Source organism: Streptosporangium sp. NPDC002524, from assembly GCF_040295985.1.
Lineage (GTDB): Bacteria > Actinomycetota > Actinomycetes > Streptosporangiales > Streptosporangiaceae > Streptosporangium.
This window is the reverse complement of record NZ_JBEOWK010000002.1, coordinates 388,019-412,521: the sequence shown is the minus strand read 5'-3', so window position 1 is coordinate 412,521 and position 24,503 is coordinate 388,019. Positions and strand designations below refer to the sequence as shown.

Sequence of the window (24,503 nt, the reverse complement as noted above, 5' to 3'; positions counted from 1 at the left end):
CTCCCGCCGGGCCGTTCGTCATCGGAGCAGCGGCCGGGGGTCGAGGACCGCCCGCAGCCGCCGGACGGGCGGCATCGTGGCACGCACCTGCCCGCGGATCCTGGCCGCGGCCGCCCAGGCGTCCTCGCGGAGTGCCGGATCGGGCTCCTCCGGTGCGTACACGGCCCGGTCCACGACCTCGGCGAGCGTCGGCAACGCCCCGACGGAGCCGGCGGACAGGGCGACCTCGCCGGTGGTCTGTGTCGGCCGGACCGGTACCCCCGCCTCCTGAAGCCGGTCGAGTGTCTCCCGCCACGCCCCCAGGACGGCGAGCCGATCGGAGGGCGCACGGCGGCGCCGGACCCGGCGGACCGCCTTCGCCGCGGGGACCGCCGAGACGAGCAGCACGGCGAGCGCCACGACCAGGCCCGCCACCAGGGGCACGGCCGGCCCCTCGGAACCGGCCGGGCCCGCGCCGGCGGGTTCCTCGCCGTCCTCGCCCGCGGAATCGGGGGTGCCCGGTGGCGGCGGAGGCCGGTCGGCGTCCTGGAGTGGATCTTCCAGTGGTGTGGACCGGCCGGTGGTCTGTGGTGCGTCGGGCCGGGTGCCGATCGGGTTGTCCCGGGGGCTCGGATCCACGCCGACCCAGCCGAGTCCGGCGAAGTGCACCTCGGCCCAGGCGTCCACGTCCTTGCCTTCGGCCACGAAGGCGTCCCCGTCGTAGCGAGGTCGCAGTCCCATCACCACCCGGGCGTCGTAGCCGAGGTGCCGGACCATGGCGGCGTAGGCGCTGGCGTACTGCTCGCTGGTGCCGCGTTTGTCGGTGAGCAGCCGCTGGATGCGGAAGTAGCCGTGTCCGCCGACCGCGTCGGCGGACTGGTCGTACCGGAAGCCGCCTTTCGTGGTGAACGTGCGGTACAGCGCGAGGATCCGGTCCGAACCGGTCGACCAGCCCGACACCGCGGTGTCGACGAAGCTGTTGAGCTGGGCCGGCGGCTTCGGGAGCGGCCCGGCCGCGCGTGTCGGCGTGGCCGTGAGGATCTCGTCGACCGTCGCCTCGGTGATCGCGGACGAGGCCGAGTAACCGGCCGGTGGTTCGGTGTCGTCGGGGACCGCGACGTCGCCGGTCACCTCGTTGACGCCGAGGCCGGGTCCGGAGATCTCGGCGGCCCGCCCCGCGGTGAGCAGCCAGTCGAGTTCACCGGCCTCGACCCGCACCCGCTGCGTCAGGGGGACCCGGCGCCCGGCCGGTTCCTGGCCCACGGGGAGTTTCCGGCCGGCCCGGCGGAAGTCTCCGTCGATCGTCCAGTAGAGGCCGTCGAACCGGGTCAGCGTGGCCATCCGCAGCAGACTGCCGGGACGGGACATGGTGCCGGTGAGGCGCAGCGGCCGGATCCCGTCGCGCAGGGCGAGGTACTGCTGAAGCGGGCTCACCCCCGTACGGAGCCGGACCGGGGCGGCGACGAGGTCGCGTGCGTCGGCGGGAGACCGGCCCGGCACCGGCGCCACGGGCCCGAGCAGCGCTCCCGCCGCGACCGCGACGACCACGATGACGGCACCACCGGCCAGCGCCGCGAGCGGTGGCGGGCCGGTCCGCGCGGCGACGAACAGGGCCACCAGCAGCGCCAGCACCGGAAGCGCGTACCAGCCGGGAAGCGGGGGCCCCGACGCGCCGAGCGCCAGCGCCAGGAGCAGGCAGGCCAGCGGCGGCCCCGCGGCCGACAGGGGCCGCGCACCGTACACGGCGAGCAGGCCGGCGGCCAGCGTCGTCCAGCCGGCGACCACGGCCACGGCGGCGAGCGACGGGCCGGACGGCTCGGCGGGCACCGCGCCCGTGAGCAGCTGCCACGGGCCGTCGACCAGCCCGGTTCCGCTCCCGGTGACCACCATCGCGGTGATCACCACGGCGGCGGCGCCCGCCAAGGTCACCGCGACCGGCGGCACCCGCGTAAGTGTCAGGACCGCCCCCGGGGCCGCCGCCGCGGCGGCCGTCACGGCGGCCAGTGCGATCACGAACGCGCCGGACGCGCCGCCGAACACGGGAGTGAACGCGAATCCGGCGAGCACGCTCAGCGCCACCGCGACGAGTACCCGGACGCCCCTCATCCGACATCTCCGTTGATCATGCGATGCCAGGCGGCGGTGGCCTCGACCGCCGACCGGGCCACCAGCATCGCGATTCCGGGGCGGCGGCGAATTCCGCCGTCCTCGGTGGCCGGATCGATCATCGTCACCACGACCGGCGAGAAGCGGCGGCGCTGCTCGGCCAGCCGCCCCAAGGCGGCCGGCCCGAGCTTTCCGCTGACCACGACCAGCGTGCCGCCGGCGGCCAGGCGGTCCAGCGAACCGATCAGGTCGGCCGCGTCCGTCCGCGCAGCCATGGCCAGGCGGTCCAGCGAACCGGCGGCACCGGCGGCGGCCACGTCCGCGGGAAGCTCCCCGAGGATGTGCAGCGTGACCGGCCGGCCGATCCGCTCCACCGCCCGCACCACCGACGCGGCGAACTCCACGGCCTCCTCGAACGCGTCGTCGCCGAGAACCGAGGGGTGGGCGTCGAGCACGACGGTCGTGCTCGGCTCGGTCGTGTCCACGTGTTCGCGGACGGTCAGCACTCCGGTCCGGGCGGTGGACCGCCAATGGATCCGGCGGGGATCGTCGCCCGGGACGTACTCCCGCAGCGAGGAGAACGTCACGGTGCCCAGCCTGGCGTTTTCGGTGGTACGCCCCTCGTAGTCGAGGACGACACCCACCGGCAGAGGCCGCATCGGATGCGCCCGTGGATGCACCCACAGGATCCCGTCGTCGGTCTGCCGCTGCCGCCACGCGAAGAGTCCGGCGGGGTCGTGCCGCTCCACCGTCAGCGGCCCGAGCCGCAGGCGGCCCCGCCGGTCGGCCCACACCGGAAAACGCACCGTCCGGCGCCCGCGACCGGCGAGCGAGCGGACGGTGAGCGCGACCTCCTTCCCGCCGACCAGGTCGACGGCGGTGAACGGGGGCGCGGGCCGGCGGGACTTGTTGAGCACATCGAGCCGCCCTTCGGCGGGTTCGCCCACGGTGACCCTGTCCGGCCGGACCGATCGGGTCAGCGCGACCGACGGCCGGATCGCGACGGCCGCCGCGGCCACCGCGAGCATCGCCAGCCCGCCGACCGCGAGAACGACGAACAGCCGGTATCCGAGCACGACTCCGGTCGCGTACGAAACCACCACTCCGATCGCCGCGACGATCCCGGTGCCGGTGACCTTCAGCCGTTTCACGTCCGCTCCGCGGCCACCGGCGCCTGGACCCGCACGGTGTCGAGCACCTCGTCCAGCACGACCGCTCCGGTCACCCCGCGGACCTCGGCCTGCGCGGCCACCACGAGCCGGTGGGTGAGGACGGCCGCCGCGGTCGCCTTAACGTCATCGGGTATGACGTAGTGCCGTCCCGCGCACACCGCGTGGGCCTGGGACGCCCGTAGCACCGCCAGGCTGCCCCGGGTGCTGGCGCCGAGGCGGAGTGCCTCGTGACGGCGGGTGGCGTCGGCGATCATCGCGATGTACCGCGCGATCTCCTGGGCGACGTGGACCGTCGCCACGGCGCGGCGCACCCAGTCGATCTGCTCCGGGGAGGTGACGGGGCGCAGGACGGGCAGGGCGGCGCGGGCGCGCCCGGCGAGGATCTGTTCCTCGACCGCCGGATCGGGGTGTCCCAGGGAGATGCGCATCAGGAAACGGTCCAGCTGGGCTTCGGGCAGCCGGTAGGTGCCCTCCATGTCGATCGGGTTCTGGGTCGCCACCACGAGGAATGGGGACGGCACCCGGTGCGTCCGGCCGTCGATCGTGACCTGGTCCTCCTCCATCACCTCGAGCAGCGCCGACTGCGTCTTGGGGGAGGCCCGGTTGATCTCGTCCGCGACGACCACGTTGGCGAACACCGGGCCGGGCCGGAAGTCGAAGACCCGGCGGTCCGGATCCCACACGGAGACGCCGGTGATGTCGGTCGGCAGCAGGTCCGGTGTGAACTGGATGCGCTGGGACGTGCCGCCGATGCTCGCGGCCAGTGCCTTCGCCAGCGAGGTCTTGCCCGTGCCGGGGAGGTCCTCGATGAGCAGGTGGCCTCCGGCGAGCAGGCACGAGAGGGCCAGCCGGATCGCCTCCGTCTTCCCGCGGAGCACCTGCTCGACGTTGGCGGTCACCGCGTCGGCGACGGCGCGGGGGTCGACGGTGGGGTGGGAGGTCATTTTTCTGTGGTCCTCACGTCGCTTGGCGGTTTCACACACGTGGCGGGCGGCGGGTCGGCCGGCGGCGGGGCGGTCACACCCTCCGCGATCACGACGTAGCAGGTCCGGCGGCCGGGTCGCAGGTCTCTCACCCGGTACGAGGTGTCGTCTCCCGGGAGCAGGCCGGGGGACACCGGACGAGGACGGTCCCCGCTCACGTCGGCCACGAGGAATCCCTTGAACCCGGGCAGCCCGGCCGCACTCCCGGTCCAGGTGATCGTTCCGACTCCTCTGGCGTCGACGGCGATCACCGCCGGCACGGCGTACGTCCGTGTCGTCCGGGCCGGCGCGGGCGGTTCGTCGTCCTGCCGCGCCGCGCTCTGCCACACGGCCGCGCCGGTGCCGATGGCGAGACCCGCCACCGCGGTCGCCGCCGCCACAATCACCGGGCGGCGCGGGGAGCGGCGGGGAGGGGGTTCCGGTGGCCGCTCGGGCAGGGGACGGGCCGAGGTGAGTGTCATCCACCCCTCGGGTTCGGCCTGCGGCGGTGTGGTCTCCCCCTTCGGGCCGGACCCCGCGAGCCCGGCCCACCGGGCGGCGGCCTCAGCGGCGGCCGGCCGCTGTTCCGGCGTCTTGTCCAGGCACGCCGTCAGGAGCTCCCAGACGTGGTCGTCGAGGCCGTCGGGCCGGGGCGGCGCCCCCTCGAGGTGCGCGCGCACCAGCGCGTCGACGTGTTCCGCCTGGAAAGGCGGCCGCCCGGCGAGCAGTTCGTAGGCGGTCACCCCGAGCGCGTACACATCGGCCGCCGGTGTGGGCGGCCGGCCGACCACGATCTCGGGGGCGAGGTACGCGGGCGTGCCGATCGGCTGCGTGTGCGCCGCTCCGTTGATCGACCGCGCGATGCCGAAATCGGACAGCAGCGCGGTCAGCCGGCCCTCTCTCCTGGTCACGAGCACGTTGGCCGGCTTGACGTCGCGATGCACCAGGCCCGCGGCGTGCACGGCCGCCAGCCCGTCGGCGGTCTGCGCGATGATCCCCGCCGCCTCCGCGAGCGGCAAAGGTGCCCGCCGGGCCAGCCGCTGCAAGTCCTCGCCGTCGACGAGGTCCATCACGATCGCGACGACGCCGTCCTCCACCACCAGGTCGTGCACCTGAAGCAGGTGCGGGTGGCGAAGGCGCTGCAGGAGCTGGTACTCGCGGACGAAGCGAGCCATCGCCAGTTCGTCTTCGGTCAGGTGCCCGCGGAGCACCTTGACCGCGACCCGGCTGTGATCGCCGGCCCGGTGCCCGGCCCACACCTCCCCGCTGACCCCCGAGCCGACCCGGGTCTCCAACAGGTAGCGGCTGCCCAGCCGCCACGTACCCGGTTCCGGTTCGACCGCCGCGCGCAGCGCCCGCGCGAGCTCTCGCGGTGTGCGGGGCCGGTCGCCGGGTTCGGCGGCGAGCGCTGTGCGCAGCAGATCGGCGATCTTTTCCGGTACGTCGGCACGCATCCGGGGTGGCGAGGAGGCGACGAGCCGGGCCAGCATGGCCGATCGCCCTCCGTACGGCGGCCGGCCGTCGAGAAGCGTCCACAGCAGCCAGGCGCAGGCGTACACCTGCCCGGCCGGGGTCCACTCGTCGCCGCCGAGCACCTCCGGAGGCTCCAGGCCCGTCCCCACGCCGAGCGAGGACTCCAGCTCCGCGAGGGCCGGCGGCAGTGGCGTGCCGAGCGCGATCGCCCCGGGCCGTACCTGGTGGAGGCCCCGCGGCGGCCCGAGCACGCCTCGCTCGGCCAGTGCCGCCAAACCGGTCGCGAGCGCCTCCGCCGCCACGGCCGCCTCCGCGGGTGGGAGCGGTCCGGTCAGTTCAGGGCCGGGCCGGGACGAAAGAAGATAGGGCCGTCCAGCGCCGTCGACGCCGTGATCCACGAGGGGGAGCACGACCTCCGGGTCGACGTCGGCCAGGATCGCCTCCAGCTCACCGCACTCGCCGCGGATACGGCGTGACAGCACGGGATCGAGGTCGGTGGTGACCACCAGGAGCCGCACGGGTTCCTCCGTGGCGGTGTGGACGGCCGAGGCGATGGCGACCGGGGTGCCGAGCGGCTCCTCCAGCAGGCGCACCTCTGGGATGGCGGGTAGCGACATGGCCGGGATGGGCACCTCATTGCAATCGATGTCCGCCAAATGGTGAAAAAGAGGATGGTGCTCACGCAGCATCGTATCGAGGCGGCTGGGGTCCATAGGTACGTGAGATTAGGACTACGAGCGCCCGGCAGATATGGGAATGTCTTCCCAACACGGAATCAACGGCCGATGAGACCTAGATCGTCCTTTGTGATCAAGCCGGTGGTCAGGGAGAACTCGGCGAGAGCGCTCAATGCGTTCCAACCCTGCATCCCCGGTACGCCCGCTTTGTCCAATCGCAGGCGCAGATACTCGATCCGCTTGACCAATGTGGTCCGGGGCCAGCCGAGCCGTGCGGCGGCCGCGGCGTAGGACTTCGGATTCGGGTCGTACCGATCGCCTTCCTGGAGATAACCGGCGAAGAGCGCGACGAGCGCCAGCCTGTCCTGGTCGTTGACCAGCACGCCTTCACCGGCGGAGGTGGCCGTTCCCGTCGCGGCGTCGGCGGAACGCCGTGCCGGCTCCGGGGCGTGCAGCACGAGCTCGTGGCTGTGCGCGCCGTTGACGATCACTCGGACGCGGCCCTCGACCGCCGCCCGGCTTCCGGGGGCGAGAACGCTGCGAAGGCCAAATCGGTCAACAACGGCGAGAGGCCGCTTATCGCTGCGATTACTCAGAAACCAGACGGATCCATCACGTTCCACCGCCCCGGCCAGCCGCGAAATCGCCGTGTCGTCCGGCGTCAGGCGGATGGTACAGGTTTCTCCGCGACCAAAAGTAAATATTTCTTCGGGTGCAACTTCGTATTTCACCCCATTTGCGACAACCAGTAGGTCACCGTCTCCCATGGTGCGCTCCTCGCTCGTTTGGGGACCCTTACCCATTTAGCGGATCGCCTTTGCTTTTGTAACCTGAGCTCCCACACATGAGCAAACTGGGGCGAAGGAGATTCGGTGAGGCTGACGTGGTTGCGTGGACCGAGACGACCCGCCAATCGGGCCGGCGCCGCGCTGCTCGCCGTCGTCATGTTCGGCGGCATTCTCACCGCCGCGGCGGGGATCGGCTACACGGCGGCCCGGCCCCTGCTGGACAACGGGTCCGCGTTCCTGCCCAAGGGGCACACGGCCGCCAGCGTCAACAGTCAGACCGGCGAATCGGAGTCCGAGATCGCCCTGCAGCTCGCCACCGGCAAGGAACAACTCCAGACGGTACGCCTGCCGGGGGGTCGCCTGGCGATCGTCAACAAGGACACCAACGTGGTGACCTACCTGGACGCCGCGACACTGACCCCCGACTCGGACCTGGCCCCGGACGACCGGCCCGGGCCGGCCGGAAAGATCGAGGTGCTGCCCACGGACTCGGACGGCTACCTGATCGACAAGGCGAGCGGCACAGTCAAGATGATCGTCGCACCCGGCACGGCCGCGCCCGAGCCGATGTCCGTCGACGGCGGCATCAAGACGGCCGTGCCGTCCACCGGCTCGATCTGGATCGTCACCGCGAAGGGTGACCTCATCGAGATCAGCGACGGTCGTGAGGCACGCCGGGTTCAGCTCGGCACGCCCCCGCTCGGCGTCACGGTCGCCGACTCCCACCCGATCGCGGTCACCACGGACGGCACCGCTTATGTGATCGACGGCGCGCAGCCCCGGGCCGTCGGCAGGCTCGGCGTCTCCGGTCCGTCGGTGATACTCGGCGCGTGGCGCGGCGCGGGCAGGCAGATCCTCGCCGTCGACCGGGAACGTCATGTGCTGGCGGTGCTCGATCCCCGCACCGGTCGCGCGTTCACCGTCCCGCTCAAAGCGGGCGACCGCGCCGAACTCGCCGCGCCGGTGATGCTCGGCGATTTCGCCTACGTACCCGATCATGCCCGCCCCGGCCTGTGGAAGATCGACCTCCGCCGGGGCCTGGCCGCAGGCAGGCCGCTCGACGTACCCGGCCAGCCGGGTGTCTTCGAGCTCCAGGTCACCAGCGGGCGGGTCTGGGCCAACAGCCAGTACGACCGCAGAGCGCTCATCGTGGACGCCACCGGACATGAGCGCTACGCCGACAAGGGCGCCGGACCCGAACTCACCGACACCGAGGGGCAGACCGGCCCGCCGGCCACGACCAAGCCGACCAGGCCCAGGACCGAGAACCCGCCACCGGTGGGGAACCCGCGGAAGGACACGGGGAAGGAGCCGCAGAGCCACGACGAGACTCCGCAGCGACCGGCGACGCCCGCGAAGACGGTCACCGTGCCGGCGTTCGAGCGCGGCACGCCGTACCAGGAGGCGTGTCAGACGATCACGCTGCTGGGCCTGCGCTGCCAGCCGCTGGCGGCGGGCCAGGAGGAACCCGGGCTCGACGCGGGCGACGTGCTCGACACCCGCCCCGCGGCCGGGCGGCAGATCCCAGAAGGCGGCAGGGTGGTGGTCCGGTACCTCGGCCCGCTCCAGACACCGACCGTCGTCGGTCTGACCTTCAGGGACGCCTGCCGCCGGCTCACCGCCGTGAAGCTGAGGTGTGCTCCGACGGTGGCGTCCGAGGCGGCGTCGGCACCCGAGCAACTCGGCGTGGTGTCCGGCCAGGATCCGGCGCCCGGCACCGAGATCGGCCGGGGCGATACGGTCACCGTCACATATCCCGGCACGATCGCCCTCCCCACCCTGACCGGCCAGCTGGTCGGTGAGGCGTGCGGGCGCCTCAAGGACTCCTACGGGATGACGTGCCGGCAGGTGGAGGGAGACCCGCCCCCGAAGGGCGGGCAGCCCGCCCAGGTCTACGCCCAGGATCCGGCCGCGGGTGAGATCGTCGCGACCGGTGGCACGGTCGTCCTCCGGCACTACCGAGGAACGAGCGCTCCCGGCAACGTCGTCGGGACCGCCATCGCCACCGCCTGTGCCGCCATCCAGGCCGACGGGCTCCAGTGCGTGCCCGTGGAGGGGAACTGCGCGGGGGGCACCGGCCGGCCGGTCGGGGAGGTGTACGCCCAGGAACCGCCCGGGAGCACACCGCTCTCCGTGGGCAGCGAGGTCAAGCTGACGCACTACAGCGAGAAGTGCACGCTGGCGCATTACGTTGAGGCGGAGGTGCAGACCGCCTGCAACGACATCAAGGCGAAGGGGTTCGACTGCAACGCGGCCGCCGCCCTGCATCCGACGCCCAATGTGGTCTTCGCCCAGGATCCGGCAGCAGGCCCGGCTCAGCTCGGCACGCGCGTCACGATCCAGTACTCACCTTGGGCACCGGTCCAGACCGGGCTCGGCGCCGCGGCGTACCCGCCGAACACCGCGATCCCGCAGGGCCGTCTCCTCTACCACTACACCTGTGGCGCCGGCGGCGGAAAATGCCGTGGCCTGGACCGGAACGAGTTCTTCTCCCTCCTGCCCCCCGGCTCGCCCACCGTCGACGCCGATTTCCAGGGCACCCCGCACGCGGTGCTCATGACCTGCGGAACCGCACAGGGACAGACGCGGATGTGGCGTACGTGGAACAAGGGCTCCCCGCGCCGCTACCAGCACGTCCGCTCGGAGACCAGGCCCGCGCTGCCGGACGGCGACAGCGAGGAACTCGGCTGCGTCTGGTAGGTCGCCAACCCCCGCCCGCGTCACCCCCGCCGCGTCCGCTTCCAGACGCGGCGGGGGTGACGCGGGCAGGGGTTCGACACGGAGTGTCGCGCAACGGCCTCGTCCTCGCTCTCGCCCTCGTCAGGAGTCACTCCCAGGACGGTGAACGCCGAGCAGCCCCAGGCCGTCGTGGACATGGTCATGGTCGTCGCCGCGCACGGCGGCCCCGCGCCCGTGGGTGACCGGCACATCCTCGGCGTGCCGGTCGGTCCGGCGACCAGATGATCCCGTGGCGCCGGGTAACGTCTCGGGTGCGGTACGTCAGAACGCCCGGTGCCAACGCTCCTGGGGAGGGAACACAACGATGGCCGACCACGATCCCGTCCTCGTGACCGGTGCCGGAGGGGGCGTCGGGGGTGTCGGCCGCGCGGTGGTCGGGCTGCTGCGCGGGCGTGGCCTGGCGGTGCGGGCGATGGCGCACCGTGACGACGGGCGCGCGGACGCGCTGCGCGCCCTCGGGGCCCAGGTGGTGGTCGGCGACCTCACCCGGCCCGCCGACGTGGCGGAGGCCCTGGACGGGTGTTCACGGATGTTCTTCGGCATGAGCGTGTCGCCGTCGTACCTGGAGGCCGCCGCGACCGTCGCGGCGGTGGCCCGCGCGGTGGGCGTCCTGGAGGCCCTGGTGGGCATCTCGCAGATGACCGTGTCCCAGATGAGCGCGCTGAGCACCGAGGAGTCCCACCAGCAGCGGCTGCACTGGCTGTCGGAGCAGGTGCTCGACTGGTCCGGGCTGCCGGTCGTGCACGTCCGCCCCACCGCCTTCCTGGAGAACCCGATGTTCACGACGCTGGCCGCGCGCTCCATCGCCGGCGACGGGACAATCCGGCTTCCCTTCGGCACCGGCCGTACGTCACCGGTCGCGGCCGGCGACGTCGCGGCCGTCGTCGCCGCGATCCTGGAGGACCCGCGCCCGCACCTCGGGCACGTGTACGAGCTGACCGGACCCCGGTCCCAGGAGATGACCGGCGTCGCCGAGGAGTACTCCCAGGCACTGGGGAGGAAGGTCACCTATGTGGACGTCCCGCTCGACACCTGGGTCGAGGAGGTTCTCTCGCCCGCGGGGCTCCCCGCGCACACCGAGGAGCACATCGTCACCATGGCGCGCCTGCACCGCCTGAACCGCTACGACCGGGCGACCGGGGACGTCGAGGCGGTCACGGGAAGGCCCGCGACGACGGTGGAGGAGTTCGTCGCGGGACGGGCCGCCGACTTCACCCGGTGAGGACCCGCACCGCCCCGGTCCGTCTGATGGCTTCCCGCCCGTTTCACCCGGCGCCCTCATCGCCCGGGTTCGTCTGGCCGGTCACGGGGTGACCTCACCGCTCGGGTTTGTCCGGCCGGTCATGAGGTGCCCTCACCGCCGGGTATGTCCGGTAAGTCATGGGGTGCCCTCGCCGCTCGGGTTCGTCCGATAGGTCACGGGGTGTCCTCACCGCTCGGGTTCGTCCGGTAGGTCACCGGGGGACCTCGCCCGGCCGCGAGCGGGGTTCCCCGCCACGGGCCGCCGGCGGAGGCGGAAGCGGTCCTCGGCGGGTCGTTTCTCCTCGCGAGACCACCGCGAGCGGGTCACGGTGTGCCCGAGCGGGGCACGACCAGGCCCGACTCGTAGGCGAGGACGACGAGCTGGGCACGGTCGCGGGCACCGGTCTTGATCATGGCGCGGCTGACGTGGGTCTTCGCGGTGAACGGGCTGATCACCATGTGCGCGGCGATCTCGTCGTTGCTGAGGCCCCGGGCGACCAGGGCCACGACCTCCCGTTCGCGCCTGGTGAGGACCTTCAGCGCGTCGTCCGTGCTCACGCCGGGGGGCCGGGAGACGTACTGGCCGATCAGCCTGCGGGTGATCGCGGGCGCGAGCAGGGCGTCCCCCCGCGCGGCCACCCGGACACCGTGCAGCAGGTCCTCGGGTTCGGTGTCCTTGACCAGGAATCCGGCCGCGCCCGCGCGCAGGGCGTCGAAGACGTACTCGTCGAGCCCGTAGTTGGTCAGGATCACGACGTGCACCCCGGCCAGGCCCGGGTCGGCGGCGATCCGCCGGGTCGCCTCGATGCCGTCGAGCACGGGCATCTGGATGTCGAGGAGCACGACGTCGGGGACGTGGCGGGTCGCCAGCTCGACACCCCGCAGCCCGTCGGCCGCCTCGGCCACCACCTCGATGTCGTCCTCGGCGTCGAGCAGGGCCCGAAATCCCGCGCGGATGAGCGCCTGGTCGTCGACGAGCAGCATGCGGATCACAGGACACCCTCCGCCGGGACCTCGGCGCGCGTCACGCGGCACCTTCCGACGGGATCCCGGCGCCGGACCGCGGGGTCCTCCGGGGAGAGACCGGCGCGCGTCACGGGGCACCCCCCGCCGGGAGACCGGCGTGGATCACGAGGCCCTCCGACGAGAGCACGGCGCCGGGTCGCGGGGCCCTCCGGCGAGAGCATGGCGCCGGGTCGCGGGGCAGCCTCGGCCGAGAGACCGGCGCGCGTCACGCGGGGCCGTCCACGGGGAGTTCGGCGCGGACGCGGAAACCGCCCTCGGAGCGGGGGCCGGCGCGCAGCCGGCCGCCGAGCGCGGTGACCCTCTCGCGCATGCCGCTCAGCCCCACCCCCGGCACCGGGTCGGCGCCGGGCGCCGCCCTGCCGTCGTCGTCGATCTGCACGGTCAGCTCCTCCGCGCCGTAGGTGATGCGCACCGACGCCACCGCGGGCCCCGCGTGCCTGGCGGCGTTGGTGAGCGCCTCCTGGACGATCCGGTACGCGGTGCGGTCGACGTCCACCGAGAGCGGCCGCCGCTCCCCGTCCACGACCACGGTCGCGGGCAGGCCCGTCGCCCGCGACCGCTCGACCAGTTCGGTGAGGCGGTCGAGGCCGCTGCCGGGCGGCTCGTCGTCGCGCAGCACCTCCAGGGTGGCGCGCAGCTCCCGCATGGCCTCCCCGCTGGCCTCCTGGATGGCGAGCAGCGGTCCGGGCACCTCCTCACCCCGCTTGCGGGCGAGGTGGACCGCGACCCCGGCCTGTACCTTGATCACGGAGATGCTGTGGGTGAGCGAGTCGTGCAGCTCCCTGGCGATGCGCAGCCGTTCCTCGTCCGCGCGGCGGCGGGCCGTCTCCTCGCGGGTGCGTTCCGCCTCGGCGGCGCGGTCCTCCGCCCGCCTCAGGTCGTCCCGGCGGTGGCGGGAGACCACGCCCATGACGCCCGCGGCGACGAACCAGCCGACCAGCAGGCCGGTGGACTGCTGCGAGAATCCCCCGGACCCGGCTTCGGCCTCGGCCCCCGACGACAGGCCGGCGGCCAGGTTGCCGCCCAGGAACACGGCGCCCGCGGTCACCGCGGCGGCGCGGTGACCGGCCAGGACCGCGGTGTAGACGGCCACCAGCACCGGGAAGGCCGTCGGAGGCCCGATGTCCGCCCGTACGGAGTAGACCATCATGCACACCGAGGTGAACAACGCGACCGCGGCCGGGAAGCGGCGCCGGGCGGCGAGCGGCAGGGTGCCGGCGAGCAGCAGCGCGTACTCGACCGGCCCGTGCGGGGCGCCCTGCGAGGGCCCGGCGAGCGTGCCGGCCACCAGCAGCAGGGCGATCCCCCCGGCGAGCGCCGCGTCGGGCACCTGCCCGCGACCGCCCCTTCCGCGCCATCCGTACGCCCGCCCTCGCAACCCGCGCACGCGATCGCGCCACCCGTGCGCGCGCCCCCGCGATCCGCGCACGTGATCGCGCCATCCGCGCATGCGACTCATGCCCGAACAGTAGACCGGGCGCCGCGTTTCCCGCCTCCTCCGTGGAGAGGGAACCGGGGCTACTCCCGGTGGAGTAGCCCCGGGTCCGCTACGTCCCAGGTGCCGGGCCCGAGAGCCTCCACCGGTGCGACGCCCGGGAGCGGGCGGAACGGCGACCATCGACTCACCGGATCGTCCGGCGACCATCGGCTCACCGATCACCGGATCGTCCGGTGACCATCGGCTCAACGGTCCGGTCACCCTTCGGAAACGGGGCCAGGCCGCCGAAGCCGGAGCCGGAGCCGGAGCCGGAGCGAGCCTGTCGCGGCGGGTCCGGACGGCCGGGCGGAGATCGATCCGGGCGACGCCGCCGACATCCGGGGGCGGCGACGTCCCGACCACCCACGACGATGGGAACGACGGCAGATGGCGAACACCTTCCGATACGTGACTCCCGTCACGCCCGAGGCCGCGACCGGCCGGATCGCCGGAGTCTACGGACAGGCGGCCACCGACTTCGGCCTCGCGAGGATGCCGGTCCTCATGACGCTCTCCCCCGCGCCCGACCTGCTCGCCGCGACCTGGGCGCTGCTGCGCGAGTCGCTCGTGGCCGGGCCCGCCTCCAGGACGGGCAGGGAGGTGGTCGCGCTCGGCGTGTCCGTGGCCAACCGGTGCCCGTACTGCGTGGCCGCGCACACCACCCTCCTGCACGCCACCGGCGACCACCGGCTGGCCGAGGACATCGCGCGCGGCGGCACGCCCGCCGACCCCGGGCACGCCGCGCTCCTCCGCTGGGCCACGGCCACCCGCACGACGAGCGCAACGAGCGCGACGGGCACGGCCAGCACGACGGACGCGACGAGCACGGCAGACGCGAGGGGCACGGTAGACGCGACAGACGCGACAGACGCGACAGGCACGGCGGGCGCGGCGGGCGCGGCCAGCACGACGGACGCGGCAAACGCGGCATACGCGACAGACACGACAGACACGACAGACACGACGCGACCGCTGACGGCGCCGTTCCCGGCGGAGCACACCGCCGAGTACGTCGGCACCGCCCTGACCTTCCACTTCGTCAACCGCGTCGCCTCCTCCCTGCTGACCGACAGCATGCTGCCCGGCAGGCTGCAGGACTCCCGGCTGGTCCGCAACCTGGGGGGCAGGGTGCTGGCCCGCACCGTGCGCAGGCGGTTTCCGGCCGGTGAGAGCCTCCCCCTGCTGGCGGGGCCGGTCACGACCCCGGAGCCCGCCTGGGCGGGCGGCACCCCGGTGGGCACCGCCTTCGCCGCGCTGCGGGAGGCTGCGGGCACCGGCCGGGCACTGCTCGGCGAGCGGGCCCGCGCGACCGTACTGGAGGCCGTCAGGGGGTGGGACGGCGAGCATCCCGCGATGGGCGGCGGGTGGCTGGACGGGCCGCTGGCGGGCCTGCCCGGCGCCGACCGGCCGGGGGCGCGGCTCGCCCTGCTCGCCGCGCTGGCGCCGTACCGCGTCACCGACGCCGACGTCGCGGCCTGGCGTGTCACCCACCCGGACGACGCCGACCTGGTACGGCTGCTCGCGTACGGCGCGATCACCGCTGTCGAAGGCGTCGAGGCGTCGATCCGCCGGGCTCTGCCCGTACCGTCCGGAGCAGGATCGCGGCCGACGCCGCCGCCGTCGCCATGAGGGCGGCGCACAGGAGCGCGGCGGCCTGCATGCCGCCGGTGAAGGCGGTACGGGCGACGTCGAGCAGTTCCGCCGCGGCCTGTTCGGGGAGCCGGGCGGCCACCCCCGCCGCCCCGCCCAGGCTCTCCCCGGCCGTCCCCGCGTCGTCAGGGCGCAGGTCCCCGGGGGCCGTGGCGGCGAACCTTGCCCGGTAGACGGCGAGGCCCGCGCTGCCCAGTATCGCGACGCCGAGCGCCCCGCCGAGCTCGGTGGCGGCCTCCAGGACCGCCGACGCCGAGCCCGCGCGCTCCGGCGGGGCGGCGTCGACGATCATCCCGGAGGCCAGGGCCTGTACCGCGCCGATCCCCGCCCCCGGCAGGAGCAGGCCGACGACGAGCGTCCACCGGCCGGAGTCCGCGTCGAGCGTGCTCAGCACCAGGAAACCGGCGGCGGCGAGCGCCATGCCCGCGCCCAGGATGTGTCCGGGGCGGACCCGGCGCGAGAGCCCCGCGGCCAGGAGCGAGCCGACGAGTGCCGCTCCGGCCGCGGGCAGCGTCAGCAGCCCGGCCACCAGCGGCCGCAGCCCGAGCACCAGCTGCAAGTACTGCGCGACGAAGTAGAACAGGCCCACCAGCGCGAAGACGGCGAGCGTGCTCGTGACCAGCGGCAGGGTGAAGCCCCGGTCGGCGAACAGGCGCGTGTCGAGCATGGGGTCGGCCAGCTCGCGCTGCCTGCGCAGGAACGCGGCCCCGAGCGCCACCCCGGTGAGGACCGCGAGCACCGCCACCGAACCCGCCCCGCCGGTGGCGAACTGCTTGATCCCGTACACGACCGGCAGCACCGCCGCCAGCGACAGCGCGGCACCGGGCAGGTCGAACCCTCCCGAGGCCGGGGCCCGGTACTCGGGCAGCAGGAAGGGGCCCAGGACGAGCAGCAGAAGCATGACCGGGACGCTGATCAGGAAGACCGACCCCCACCAGAAGCGTTCCAGCAGCCAGCCGCCCACGATCGGCCCGAGCACGCTCCCCCCGGCGAAGCTCGCGGCCCACAGCGCGACGGCCGTCCGGCGCTGCCGCGCGTCACGGAACATGTCGCGGATCAGCGCCAGGGTCGGCGGCATCAGACTCGCCGCCGCGGCCCCCTGCAGGGCGCGGGCCGCGATGAGCGCCTCGGCGCTGGGGGCGTACGCGGCGGCGACGGACGTGACGCCGAAGACGGTCGCGCCGATCAGCAGCAGCCTGCGGCGGCCGATCCTGTCGCCCAGGGCGCCCATCGCGACGAGCAGTCCCGCCAGCAGGAACGCGTAGACGTCGACGATCCACAGCAGCTGGGACCCGGTGGGCGCGAGGTCCGCGCTCAGGAAGGGCAGCGCGAAGTACAGCACCGTCACCGTCACCGAGACGAGCAGCACGGGCAGCACCAGCACCGCGAGCCCGAACCACTCCCTCTTCCCGGCCGCGCCTTTCAGCATGAATCCCGCCTTTCGCGAGTACGACGTACGCACCTGGACGCATACATCGTACGCACAGCCATTTCGAATCAGCAATGAACCGATCTATATAAGGATTGATAGCTTGATTTATGTAGGGAAAGCCGTCAGCTCATCAGGAATTTCATCACGCCGATCTCATTCGGCTACGACTATTACGTCACGAAAAGCGCGTGCTAGAGTTTCGTCACGAGCGGTTGGAAGTGACGTAATAGAGCGAGGACAACGCATGTCGAGGTGCGTACAGTGCGGGGAGCCTCTGAACGTGGCGCTCCGGGGGCGACGCCCCCGATACTGCTCGCGGGCGTGTCAGGCGCGGGCGTACCGGACCAGGGCGGCCGAGCGGGCCGCCGACCCTCCCGCGTCCTCCCTCACACCCGCCCCCGACGCCTCGGGCACGCTCGCGGACACCCCCGGCACGCTCGCACGGTCCCGGCAGGCGGAGCGGACCGAACGGACCGAGCCGGCAGCGGAGACCGGCCGGACCGTGGAAAGCGACCGGGTGCCGGAGAGCGATCGGGCGACGGAGAGCGGGGCGGGGCACCGTGAGGCTCAGGACGGGCTGAGCATCGGGCGGATCGTCCGCACCGCGATCCATCTCGCCGACGCCGAAGGGCTGGACGCGCTGTCGATGCGCCGTGTCGCGGCCGAACTGGGCGCGGGCACGATGTCGCTGTACCGCTACGTACCGGGCAAGGACAGCCTGATCGAGCTGATGGTCGAGGCTGTCTTCGACGAGAGCCCGCCCCCGGCCCCCCTTCCCGAAGGCTGGCGTGCGGGGCTCGAGCTCGCCGCGAGACGGGAGTGGGCGATGTACTCCAGGCATCCGTGGGTGCTGCGGGTCATCGCCACCCCCCAGCCTCCGCTCGGGCCGAACGTGCTGGCCGACGTCGAACGGTCGATGCGGGCCGTGGACGGTCTCGGCCTGGACCCGATGACGATGCACTGGGTGGCCATCATGGTGAGCGCCCAGGTGCAGGGGTCGGCCCTGCTGCTCGTGAACGAGGTGGAGGCGGAGCGGCGCACAGGCGTCACCACGAAGCAGTGGCGTGCCCTGAAGGCACCGATGCTCCAGGAGATCCTGGAGTCAGGCCGGTTCCCGATGCTGTCCAGGCTCCACGAGGAGCGGGGCGACGCGATCGACCTCGACGAGTGGTTCGAGTTCGGGCTGCGGCGCCTCCTCGACGGCCTCACCGTCCTGATAGAGAGCCGCCGAACGGGGCCGGTGCCCGGCCTGGCCGGGGATTGACGAGCCGGGGCCTGATCAGCCGGTACGCGACGGAGAACCCGGGCGCGGTGAGGTGAGGTGAGGTGAGGTGAGGTGAGGAGACCTGAGGCGGCAGGGGTCGCGGCGGGTGAAACCGGGATACCCCGGGAAACCCCGAAAAGCCTCGGGAAACCCCGAAAGAAGACGAATCATCGTGATGGCGAGACTCCGTGACGACAAGGTTCGTGACGGCAAAGTTCGTGGTGGCGAGGCTTCGCCTCAGGCGCGGAGTTTGGCGTAGAACCGGCTGCACTCCTCGTACACGGGGAGCAGGCCCCGGCGCCGGGCCTCGGCGAGGGTGGGGGCCGTCGCGTCCTTGTCCGACAGCAGCGGCGCCACCCCCGAGGGCCACTCGATCCCCAGCTCCGGATCGAGCGGATCAACCCCGTGCTCGCGTCCCGGCGCGTATCCCTCGGAGCAGAGGTACACCACGATCGCGTCGTCGGTCAGTGCCATGAAGGCGTGGCCGAGCCCCTCGGAGACGTAGACGGCCCGGTGGTCCTCGTCGTCCAGGATCACCGACTCCCACTGCCCGAAGGTGGGCGACCCGACCCGGATGTCGACGACCACATCGAAAACCGCACCTTTGACACATTTGAGGTATTTGGCCTGACTGGGTGGGACGTCGGCGAAATGCACGCCGCGCAGCGTTCCCCGGCAGGAGACCGAGTAGTTCGCCTGCGAGAGGGACAGGGCCTGGCCAGTGGTCTCGCGGAAGGCCTCCACACGGAACCACTCGTGGAAACTGCCCCGGTCGTCGAGGAACACCTTCGGTTCGAACACCCACGCACCCTCGATGCCGAGCGAACGCATGCCCACCTCTCCTTCCGTGGCCCTGCCTCATCCGAGGGGTGACGGTTCCCACCGGCTCGGCGAGAGCGCGAGGCGCCAGGTGATCCCCGCTCCCCCAGCGGAGTCTCCAGGACCCCCGCCCCGTTGTGAACCCGCCACGGCCTGTCATGAAGGCGTACGCGACCTTCCTCGGGACCGTTCCAGAGGTCTATGGGCGGGTTGTTCCAGGTAGACCCCCATCAGGCCGCTGACCGGCCGATCTGTCCACTTCCGGCCACCGGAGACGGCGAAGGGTGCCACGCGGTCGCGTGACACCCTTCGAGGACCTCTTCCGAGCGTCCCGGCTCCCCCGGACGCCGCGTCACCACGCTCCCACCGACAGGGCCGGACGATCGGCCGACCAGCCCGGGATCGCCCACCGGCCCCAACCCCGGCTCCGGTGCGGGCCTCGGCTCGGGCTCCGGTTCCAGTCCGGGTTCGATCCTCCGGCTCCGGCTCCGGCTCTGGCTCCGGTTCCGGTTCCGGTTCGGCTCTCGGTTCCGGCTCCGGTCCAGGGCCGGGTTCGATCCTCGGCTTCGACTCCGGCTCCAGCTCCGGTTCGAGTCCAGGCTTCGACCCCGGCACCGGTTCCGGTTCGCCCGCCCGCGCGGGTGACGGCCGGGGCGGGCCTTCACGCCCCGGCCGGGAACCGTCGGGGTCCATCGAGGTCCGTCGGGATCCGTCAGGGCTTGTGCTGGTCGTAGCCGACGCCGTTGCACTGGCGTCCGCCGTTGATGCAGTGCTTGACCAGGGCCACCTGGCGCTGCTGGTCCCAGCCGTTCATGAAGTCGTAGTGGAAGGAGTAGCTCACGCCCGAGGAGAACGACAGTCCCTCGGTCCTGCCACCGGGAAGCTTGTAGGGGACCTTCATCTCCAGCATCGGCACCGCCACCGGATGGCTCGCCGGGCACACCCCGTTCACCGGATACGTCACGTGACTCTTGTGGTTCGCACTGTCGAGGTCGGTACCGTTCCAGCAACTCGGAGCCTGGTGCCGCATGATCAACGACGACCCCGAAGGGCACGACGCCGGGAAATCCTTCGACTTCGCGTTGCCGCAACTCCAGTAACCCTTGAAATCCGCGGCCGACGTCATCTTCGTGTCACCGACGATCAACCGGAATCCCACCGGGAACGGCTTCACCGTCCGGTAATCCGAGACGCCCGACTTGTAGTAGATCGTGGCCCTCTCCGGCTTGACCGGCTTTCCCGCCTGCAACAACGTCGGCGACCAGTAGGCCGAGCCGTCCTTCGGATCCTGGCAACTCGTCGCCCCGGAGACAAGGGACGCGTTCGTCGACCCCGCGTCCGTCCCCTTGTTCCCGAAGAACGTGTGATTGTGGGCCGCACCCGCCAGGCCCGGATAGACGATCGGGTCGTCCGGCAGGTAATGCGTCGCCGTGCAGTTCGCCGCGAACTCCCGGTACTGCGCCCGCGGCGGCGGCCCGGAGAACGTCGGGCTCGGGGACGCGGTGGGCTTGGGGGTGGGAGTAAGGGAGACGGTGGGCTTAGGGGTGGAAGTGGGAGTCGGGGACGCGGTGGGCCGTGCCCGCACCCGCTCCCCCTTCGCGAGGTACGCGGGCGACGCGGCGGCGGCCAGTTCCGTCGTCCCGGCAGCCAGGACCGCGTCCGGCGATGGGCTCAATGGGCTCACCGCTACAGCCAGACCGGCGGCGAGGAGGGCTGCCGCGGCGATCCGGCCCAGGCGACGTCCCCGCGGCGCGAAGGCCCGGGCCCCGGAGACTCCCGCCGGATCCGCCGAATCGGCCGGATCGGCGGCCCGAGCCTGTCGTCGCTTCTGGTCGGCCATGAAGGTCCTTTCGGATGACTGTTACGAGGTACGAGGCATGCCGGTGGGCTCGCGGGCCCGCCGGAGGAACATGAGGCCGCCGCCCGGCCAGGGTCCCGTGGTCGGCCGATCACCGTTCCGTGGTCGACTGATCACCGTTCCGTGGTCGACCGATCACCGGAGACACCCTGCTGCGTCCGGTGGGCGAGCACCCCGTGCGGCGGCGGGTCGTACGCTAACGGCGAGCGGAAGGGTACGAACCGGGCCAAAGGTCCCGGTCCGGCCGACGACCACGGCCTACTTCCCGGGCCCGTCCCCGCCTCCGAAGTACATGTCCGCCTCCGAAGCGTGCGCCGCCTTCCGGTTGAACGGCCGCTTTGGAAGTACGCGCCCGTCCCCCAAGCCCGCGCCCTCCCCCGAGCCGGTGTTTCCCCGGGCCCGTCTTCCCCCGGGCCGATGTTTCCTCCGGGCCCGTCTTTCCGTGGGCCCGCGCCCGCCTCCCGGGCCCGCCTCCGGAACGCCCGTCTCCCGGGCCCGCGTCCAGAGCGCCCGCCCCCGGGCCCGCGTCCGGAGCACCCACCTCCCGAGCGCCCGTCTCCCGGATCCGCGCCCGGCAGGGCGTCAGCCCGGATGGTCCCCCGTCCAGACGATGACCGCCTCGGTCCTGCTGCTCACCCGGAGCTTGGCGAAGATCTGGCTGAGGTGGTTCTTGACGGTCTTCTCCGTCAGCCCCAGGCGCACCGCGATGGAGGCGTTGGACAATCCCTGGGAGAGCAGGGTCAGCACGTCGCGCTCGCGCCGGGTGATCCCGTAGCGGGTCTGCGCCGCGCGACGGCGCTCGGCGCGCTCCCGCTGCTCGCGCTCCTGTTCCGCCTGGCTGCGGAAGAGCGAGGTGGCCACGGACGCGGCGGCGGGCGAGAGCCAGCCCCGTCCGGCGGCGACGGCCTGGACGGCGCGGAGCAGGTCCGGCGGGTCGAACTGGCCGTGCACCAGGTAACCGCGCGCCCCGCCGCGCAGCATCGCGGTGATGAGCTCCTCCCCGGAGTCGCTGGTGAGCACGAGGACGGTCGTGTGGAGGGCCAGCTCGCCCAGGACGGAGAGCCCGTCCGCGATGGGCATGCGATGGTCCAGCAGGGTGACCGCCGGGTTCAGCCGCTGGGCGGCGGCGAGCGCCTCGCGGCCGTTGCACGCCTCGCCCACGACCCGCACCCCCTCACTGGCGTCCAGGAAAGCGCACATCGCGGCGCGGACGATCGGGTTGTCGTCGACGACCAGCACGTCGATCACCACGTCGATCACAGGGACGGCTCCACGGGGTTCGGCGGCGTGGACGTGAAGGAGGTGAAGGAGGTGAAAGAGGTGAAGGGGGCGGGAGGGCCCGCGCGTCGCGGGAACTCTCCGGCGTCCGGCTCGCTCTCGGAGATCGGCACACGCAGCGTCACCACCGTACCGCCGCGCGGGCCGGACACGACGCGCAGCGAGCCCCCCAGGGCTCGCGCCCGCTCCGACATGCCGACGATCCCGAAGTGCCCGCGGGCCTGCAGCCCGCCCAGCTCGCGCGGTACGCGGAAGCCGACGCCGTCGTCGGCGACGGTGAGCTCCAGGGACCCGTCGAACCGGGTGAGCCGTACGACGACCTCCCGGGCGCCCGCGTGCCGCTGCACGTTGGCGAGGGCCTCCTGCAGGATGCGGGTGACCTCGTAGCGCACCGCGACGCCGGGGTCGCAGCGGGCGGCGGTGATCCGGGCGGCGACGCCGGAGCCGCGCGACCAGGAGCGGCACAGCCCGTGGATCGTCTCCTCGAACGCCTGGTCGGGCACGTCGCTCCGCAGCCCCTCCAGCAGCTGCCTGGCCTCCCTGGCCGCGGCCTCCGCGCCCCGGGAGACGGTGTCGGCCAGCTGCTCGGCGAGGGCGGGCTGGCGGCGCAGCGAGGAGGGCAGCGCGAGGGCCGCGAAGGACACCCCGCGCAGCGTCTTGCTGACGGAGTCGTGCAGTTCCCTGGCCAGCCGGGCGCGCTCGTCGGCCGCCGCCGAGCGCTGGGCGGAGGCCACCACCTCCACGGCCAGGTCCATGTAGCGGACCAGGGCCGCGGTGGCCACCGCGCCGCCCACACCGGCGAGGACGCTGGTCATCGGGAAGGCCATCACGAAGGCGGCGACGTCCGGCGGGGGCGTGCTCTCCCGCAGGGCCCAGGCCGCGGCCGCGAACCCGCACGCGGCCTGGGCCGCCCAGATGGGCAGCGCCCGCATCCCCAGCAACGCGCCCCCCAGGGCGGCCGAGCCCGCGGCGTAGCAGAAGTAGGCCATCCCGCCCTTGCTGAGCGCGAGGACGGCGAGGGCGACGAGCCAGTCGGCCGCGATCACGGGCAGGGCCCGGCGTACGACGGCCGGCCACCGGGTCAGCACCGTCACCTCCGCGACCGTGGCGGCGACGGTCACGGCCAGCACGGCCAGTACCCGCCAGCGGTCGGTCACCAGGAGCAGGCCGGCTCCGGCCGCGGTCAGCACGACCGCGGCGCGGCCCAGCATCACCGCGCGGCACAGTGCCGCCGCCGCCACCACGGGGTCCACCGCGTAGGCGTGCAAGCGTGTCACCGTACGGCCCCCCTCAGCCCCTGAACACGATGTCGTCGACGAAGAACTCGTACGCCTGCGGCATCTGGTCGGTGGCGATGGCCAGGTCGACCCGGCGCAGCCGTCCGGGGGACAGCGCCCCGACGCGCAGCGTGAAACTGGACCAGCGGAGCGGGGGCGCCTGGAGGACCATGGTCCGGGTGCCCGCGCGATCGGCGGACGGCGAGGCGGAGACCCGCAGGATCGTGCCGAACTCCCTGCCGCCGAAGACCCGCAGGCGCAGCGTGGTGTTCCGGCCGACCGTGAACGGCGAGGAGGCGAGCAGCGTCACCGTCGCCGGATCCTCCCGCCTCTCGACCCTCTTCTGCACCCTCATCGCGGTCTGCTCGCCGCCGGGCAGCTTCTGGCCGGGGGTGACGTTCGTCCCAGTGCCGAGGGCCTGCCACCCGGTGCTCAGGACGGTGGTGTAGACGGCGCAGGAGGGCCGGGCGGAGGTGATCTCGACGGTGCCGTCCGTGCCGGACCCGGCGGGGGCGACACAGGAGAGCCCCGAGGAACCGGAGGAGCGGGGAACGGACCGCGCGGTGGGCGAGGCCTCCGGCCGGACGGCCGGCCGGGACCCCCGCGACGCGCCGGGGGAAACGGCGGGCGTGGCGGGGGACGTGACGGGAGGCGTGGCGGGGGACGTGACGGCGGGCCCGGTGGTGGACGCGGCCGTGGAACCGGCGGTGGATGCGGCCGTGGAACCGGCGGTGGGCCGGTCCGCGGTCTCCCCGGAGGTACGGCCTCCCTCGGACGGGGCGGGTGGCGTGAGCGCTCCGGACGGGACGTTCCGGGGCCGCGCGGTGAACGGGCCGTCCTGCCCGGGGGTCAGCAGCGGCGGGACCCCGACCGCGACGGCCCCCACGGCGACGGCGAGGACCACGTACCTCGTCTGCCGGCCCCAGGGGTGACGCCCGGGGAACCCGCGTTCGCGATTCGCCCGGCGGCCTGTTCCCACGGTGATCCTCCTGTCCCCTGACACGCGGCGAGCGACGGTCCGTCCGTGCTGCGCAGACCTGCAGTAAACACCATTTTCACCACGTCTCACTCTCCTCTCACGGGAGCTCCGCGACCCGGTTTCACCCCGGCCCTCCCCGTCCGGAAACCGGGACCCGTCCGCTCCGGAAACCGGGACTTTCGTCCTGGTCGTCCAGGCGGGACGGGCTGCTAGGGTGCCCGCCCGCGACTCCGCCCGGCACGCCCCGGCGGCCGTACGGAACCGAGGACGCGTAACATCGGCGTTCTGCGGCACCCATCGGATTC

18 protein-coding genes are annotated in these 24,503 nt (G+C 73.1%); 5 read left to right on the top strand and 13 right to left on the bottom strand.

The window, feature by feature from the left end:
- Positions 1–18 precede the first annotated feature (18 nt).
- From ABT053_RS04420 to ABT053_RS04400, 5 genes are all read right to left on the bottom strand, one after another.
- Positions 19–2,085, bottom strand: a complete 2,067-nt coding sequence (locus ABT053_RS04420) for a transglutaminase TgpA family protein (RefSeq protein ID WP_350967431.1) — start codon at positions 2,083–2,085, stop codon at positions 19–21.
- Positions 2,082–3,236 carry a DUF58 domain-containing protein gene (locus ABT053_RS04415; protein ID WP_350967430.1) on the bottom strand — a complete coding sequence of 385 codons (1,155 nt, stop codon included), beginning with the start codon at positions 3,234–3,236 and terminating at the stop codon, positions 2,082–2,084. The genes ABT053_RS04420 and ABT053_RS04415 overlap by 4 nt, the downstream gene beginning before the upstream one ends.
- Positions 3,233–4,201, bottom strand: coding sequence for an AAA family ATPase (locus tag ABT053_RS04410; RefSeq protein ID WP_350967427.1), 969 nt, complete (start codon positions 4,199–4,201; stop codon positions 3,233–3,235). The genes ABT053_RS04415 and ABT053_RS04410 overlap by 4 nt, the downstream gene beginning before the upstream one ends.
- Complete coding sequence (locus ABT053_RS04405; RefSeq protein ID WP_350967425.1) at positions 4,198–6,309, bottom strand: serine/threonine-protein kinase; 2,112 nt, start codon at positions 6,307–6,309, stop codon at positions 4,198–4,200. Before ABT053_RS04405 ends, ABT053_RS04410 begins: the two co-directional genes overlap by 4 nt.
- A gap of 158 nt (positions 6,310–6,467) precedes the next feature.
- Entirely contained in the window at positions 6,468–7,136 is a 669-nt protein-coding gene (locus ABT053_RS04400) for a hypothetical protein (RefSeq protein ID WP_350967424.1), read from the bottom strand.
- A 105-nt stretch (positions 7,137–7,241) separates the two neighbouring features.
- Between ABT053_RS04400 and ABT053_RS04395 the strand changes: the two genes are divergently transcribed.
- The 3 genes from ABT053_RS04395 to ABT053_RS04385 all read left to right on the top strand — a co-directional run bounded on the left by ABT053_RS04395 (position 7,242) and on the right by ABT053_RS04385 (position 11,118).
- Complete coding sequence (locus ABT053_RS04395) at positions 7,242–9,857, top strand: PASTA domain-containing protein (RefSeq protein ID WP_350967423.1); 2,616 nt, start codon at positions 7,242–7,244, stop codon at positions 9,855–9,857.
- 141 nt (positions 9,858–9,998) lie between these two features.
- Positions 9,999–10,121, top strand: a complete 123-nt coding sequence (locus ABT053_RS04390; RefSeq protein WP_350967422.1) for a hypothetical protein — start codon at positions 9,999–10,001, stop codon at positions 10,119–10,121.
- 79 nt (positions 10,122–10,200) lie between these two features.
- Positions 10,201–11,118, top strand: a complete 918-nt coding sequence (locus ABT053_RS04385; RefSeq protein WP_350967420.1) for an NAD(P)H-binding protein — start codon at positions 10,201–10,203, stop codon at positions 11,116–11,118.
- A gap of 344 nt (positions 11,119–11,462) precedes the next feature.
- Here the strand turns inward: ABT053_RS04385 and ABT053_RS04380 are convergent, their stop codons facing one another.
- A complete protein-coding gene (locus tag ABT053_RS04380; RefSeq protein WP_350967419.1) occupies positions 11,463–12,131 on the bottom strand; it encodes a response regulator in 669 nt (222 codons plus the stop codon).
- Positions 12,132–12,369: 238 nt separating this feature from the next.
- Positions 12,370–13,494, bottom strand: a complete 1,125-nt coding sequence (locus ABT053_RS04375; protein ID WP_350967418.1) for a sensor histidine kinase — start codon at positions 13,492–13,494, stop codon at positions 12,370–12,372.
- Positions 13,495–14,049: 555 nt separating this feature from the next.
- Between ABT053_RS04375 and ABT053_RS04370 the strand changes: the two genes are divergently transcribed.
- Positions 14,050–15,270 carry a carboxymuconolactone decarboxylase family protein gene (locus tag ABT053_RS04370; protein WP_350967417.1) on the top strand — a complete coding sequence of 407 codons (1,221 nt, stop codon included), beginning with the start codon at positions 14,050–14,052 and terminating at the stop codon, positions 15,268–15,270.
- Here ABT053_RS04370 and ABT053_RS04365 read toward each other — a convergent pair.
- Complete coding sequence (locus ABT053_RS04365) at positions 15,176–16,720, bottom strand: MFS transporter (protein WP_350967416.1); 1,545 nt, start codon at positions 16,718–16,720, stop codon at positions 15,176–15,178. The genes ABT053_RS04370 and ABT053_RS04365 overlap by 95 nt on opposite strands.
- 247 nt (positions 16,721–16,967) lie before the next feature.
- Between ABT053_RS04365 and ABT053_RS04360 the strand changes: the two genes are divergently transcribed.
- Complete coding sequence (locus ABT053_RS04360; protein ID WP_350967414.1) at positions 16,968–17,987, top strand: TetR/AcrR family transcriptional regulator; 1,020 nt, start codon at positions 16,968–16,970, stop codon at positions 17,985–17,987.
- Positions 17,988–18,224: 237 nt separating this feature from the next.
- Here ABT053_RS04360 and rfbC read toward each other — a convergent pair whose 3' ends face one another.
- The 5 genes from rfbC to ABT053_RS04335 form a co-directional block, all read right to left on the bottom strand.
- Positions 18,225–18,818 carry a dTDP-4-dehydrorhamnose 3,5-epimerase gene (gene rfbC, locus ABT053_RS04355; protein ID WP_350967413.1) on the bottom strand — a complete coding sequence of 198 codons (594 nt, stop codon included), beginning with the start codon at positions 18,816–18,818 and terminating at the stop codon, positions 18,225–18,227.
- A gap of 700 nt (positions 18,819–19,518) precedes the next feature.
- Positions 19,519–20,481, bottom strand: a complete 963-nt coding sequence (locus ABT053_RS04350) for a DUF1996 domain-containing protein (RefSeq protein ID WP_350967412.1) — start codon at positions 20,479–20,481, stop codon at positions 19,519–19,521.
- Between the two features lie 765 nt (positions 20,482–21,246).
- Complete coding sequence (locus ABT053_RS04345) at positions 21,247–21,924, bottom strand: LuxR C-terminal-related transcriptional regulator (RefSeq protein ID WP_350967411.1); 678 nt, start codon at positions 21,922–21,924, stop codon at positions 21,247–21,249.
- Positions 21,921–23,219, bottom strand: coding sequence for a sensor histidine kinase (locus tag ABT053_RS04340; protein ID WP_350967410.1), 1,299 nt, complete (start codon positions 23,217–23,219; stop codon positions 21,921–21,923). Before ABT053_RS04340 ends, ABT053_RS04345 begins: the two co-directional genes overlap by 4 nt.
- Before the next feature lie 13 nt (positions 23,220–23,232).
- Complete coding sequence (locus ABT053_RS04335) at positions 23,233–24,198, bottom strand: hypothetical protein (protein ID WP_350967409.1); 966 nt, start codon at positions 24,196–24,198, stop codon at positions 23,233–23,235.
- Positions 24,199–24,503: the final 305 nt, after the last annotated feature.

Bases quoted from the DNA above. Each gene is read 5' to 3' on its own strand.
- ABT053_RS04420 (WP_350967431.1), bottom strand. From the start codon at position 2,085: ATGAGGGGCGTCCGGGTACTCGTCGCGGTGGCGCTGAGCGTGCTCGCC.
- ABT053_RS04410 (WP_350967427.1), bottom strand. From the start codon at position 4,201: ATGACCTCCCACCCCACCGTCGACCCCCGCGCCGTCGCCGACGCGGTG.
- ABT053_RS04405 (WP_350967425.1), bottom strand. From the start codon at position 6,309: ATGTCGCTACCCGCCATCCCAGAGGTGCGCCTGCTGGAGGAGCCGCTC.
- ABT053_RS04400 (WP_350967424.1), bottom strand. From the start codon at position 7,136: ATGGGAGACGGTGACCTACTGGTTGTCGCAAATGGGGTGAAATACGAA.
- ABT053_RS04385 (WP_350967420.1), top strand. From the start codon at position 10,201: ATGGCCGACCACGATCCCGTCCTCGTGACCGGTGCCGGAGGGGGCGTC.
- ABT053_RS04365 (WP_350967416.1), bottom strand. From the start codon at position 16,720: ATGCTGAAAGGCGCGGCCGGGAAGAGGGAGTGGTTCGGGCTCGCGGTG.
- ABT053_RS04360 (WP_350967414.1), top strand. From the start codon at position 16,968: ATGTCGAGGTGCGTACAGTGCGGGGAGCCTCTGAACGTGGCGCTCCGG.
- rfbC (WP_350967413.1), bottom strand. From the start codon at position 18,818: ATGCGTTCGCTCGGCATCGAGGGTGCGTGGGTGTTCGAACCGAAGGTG.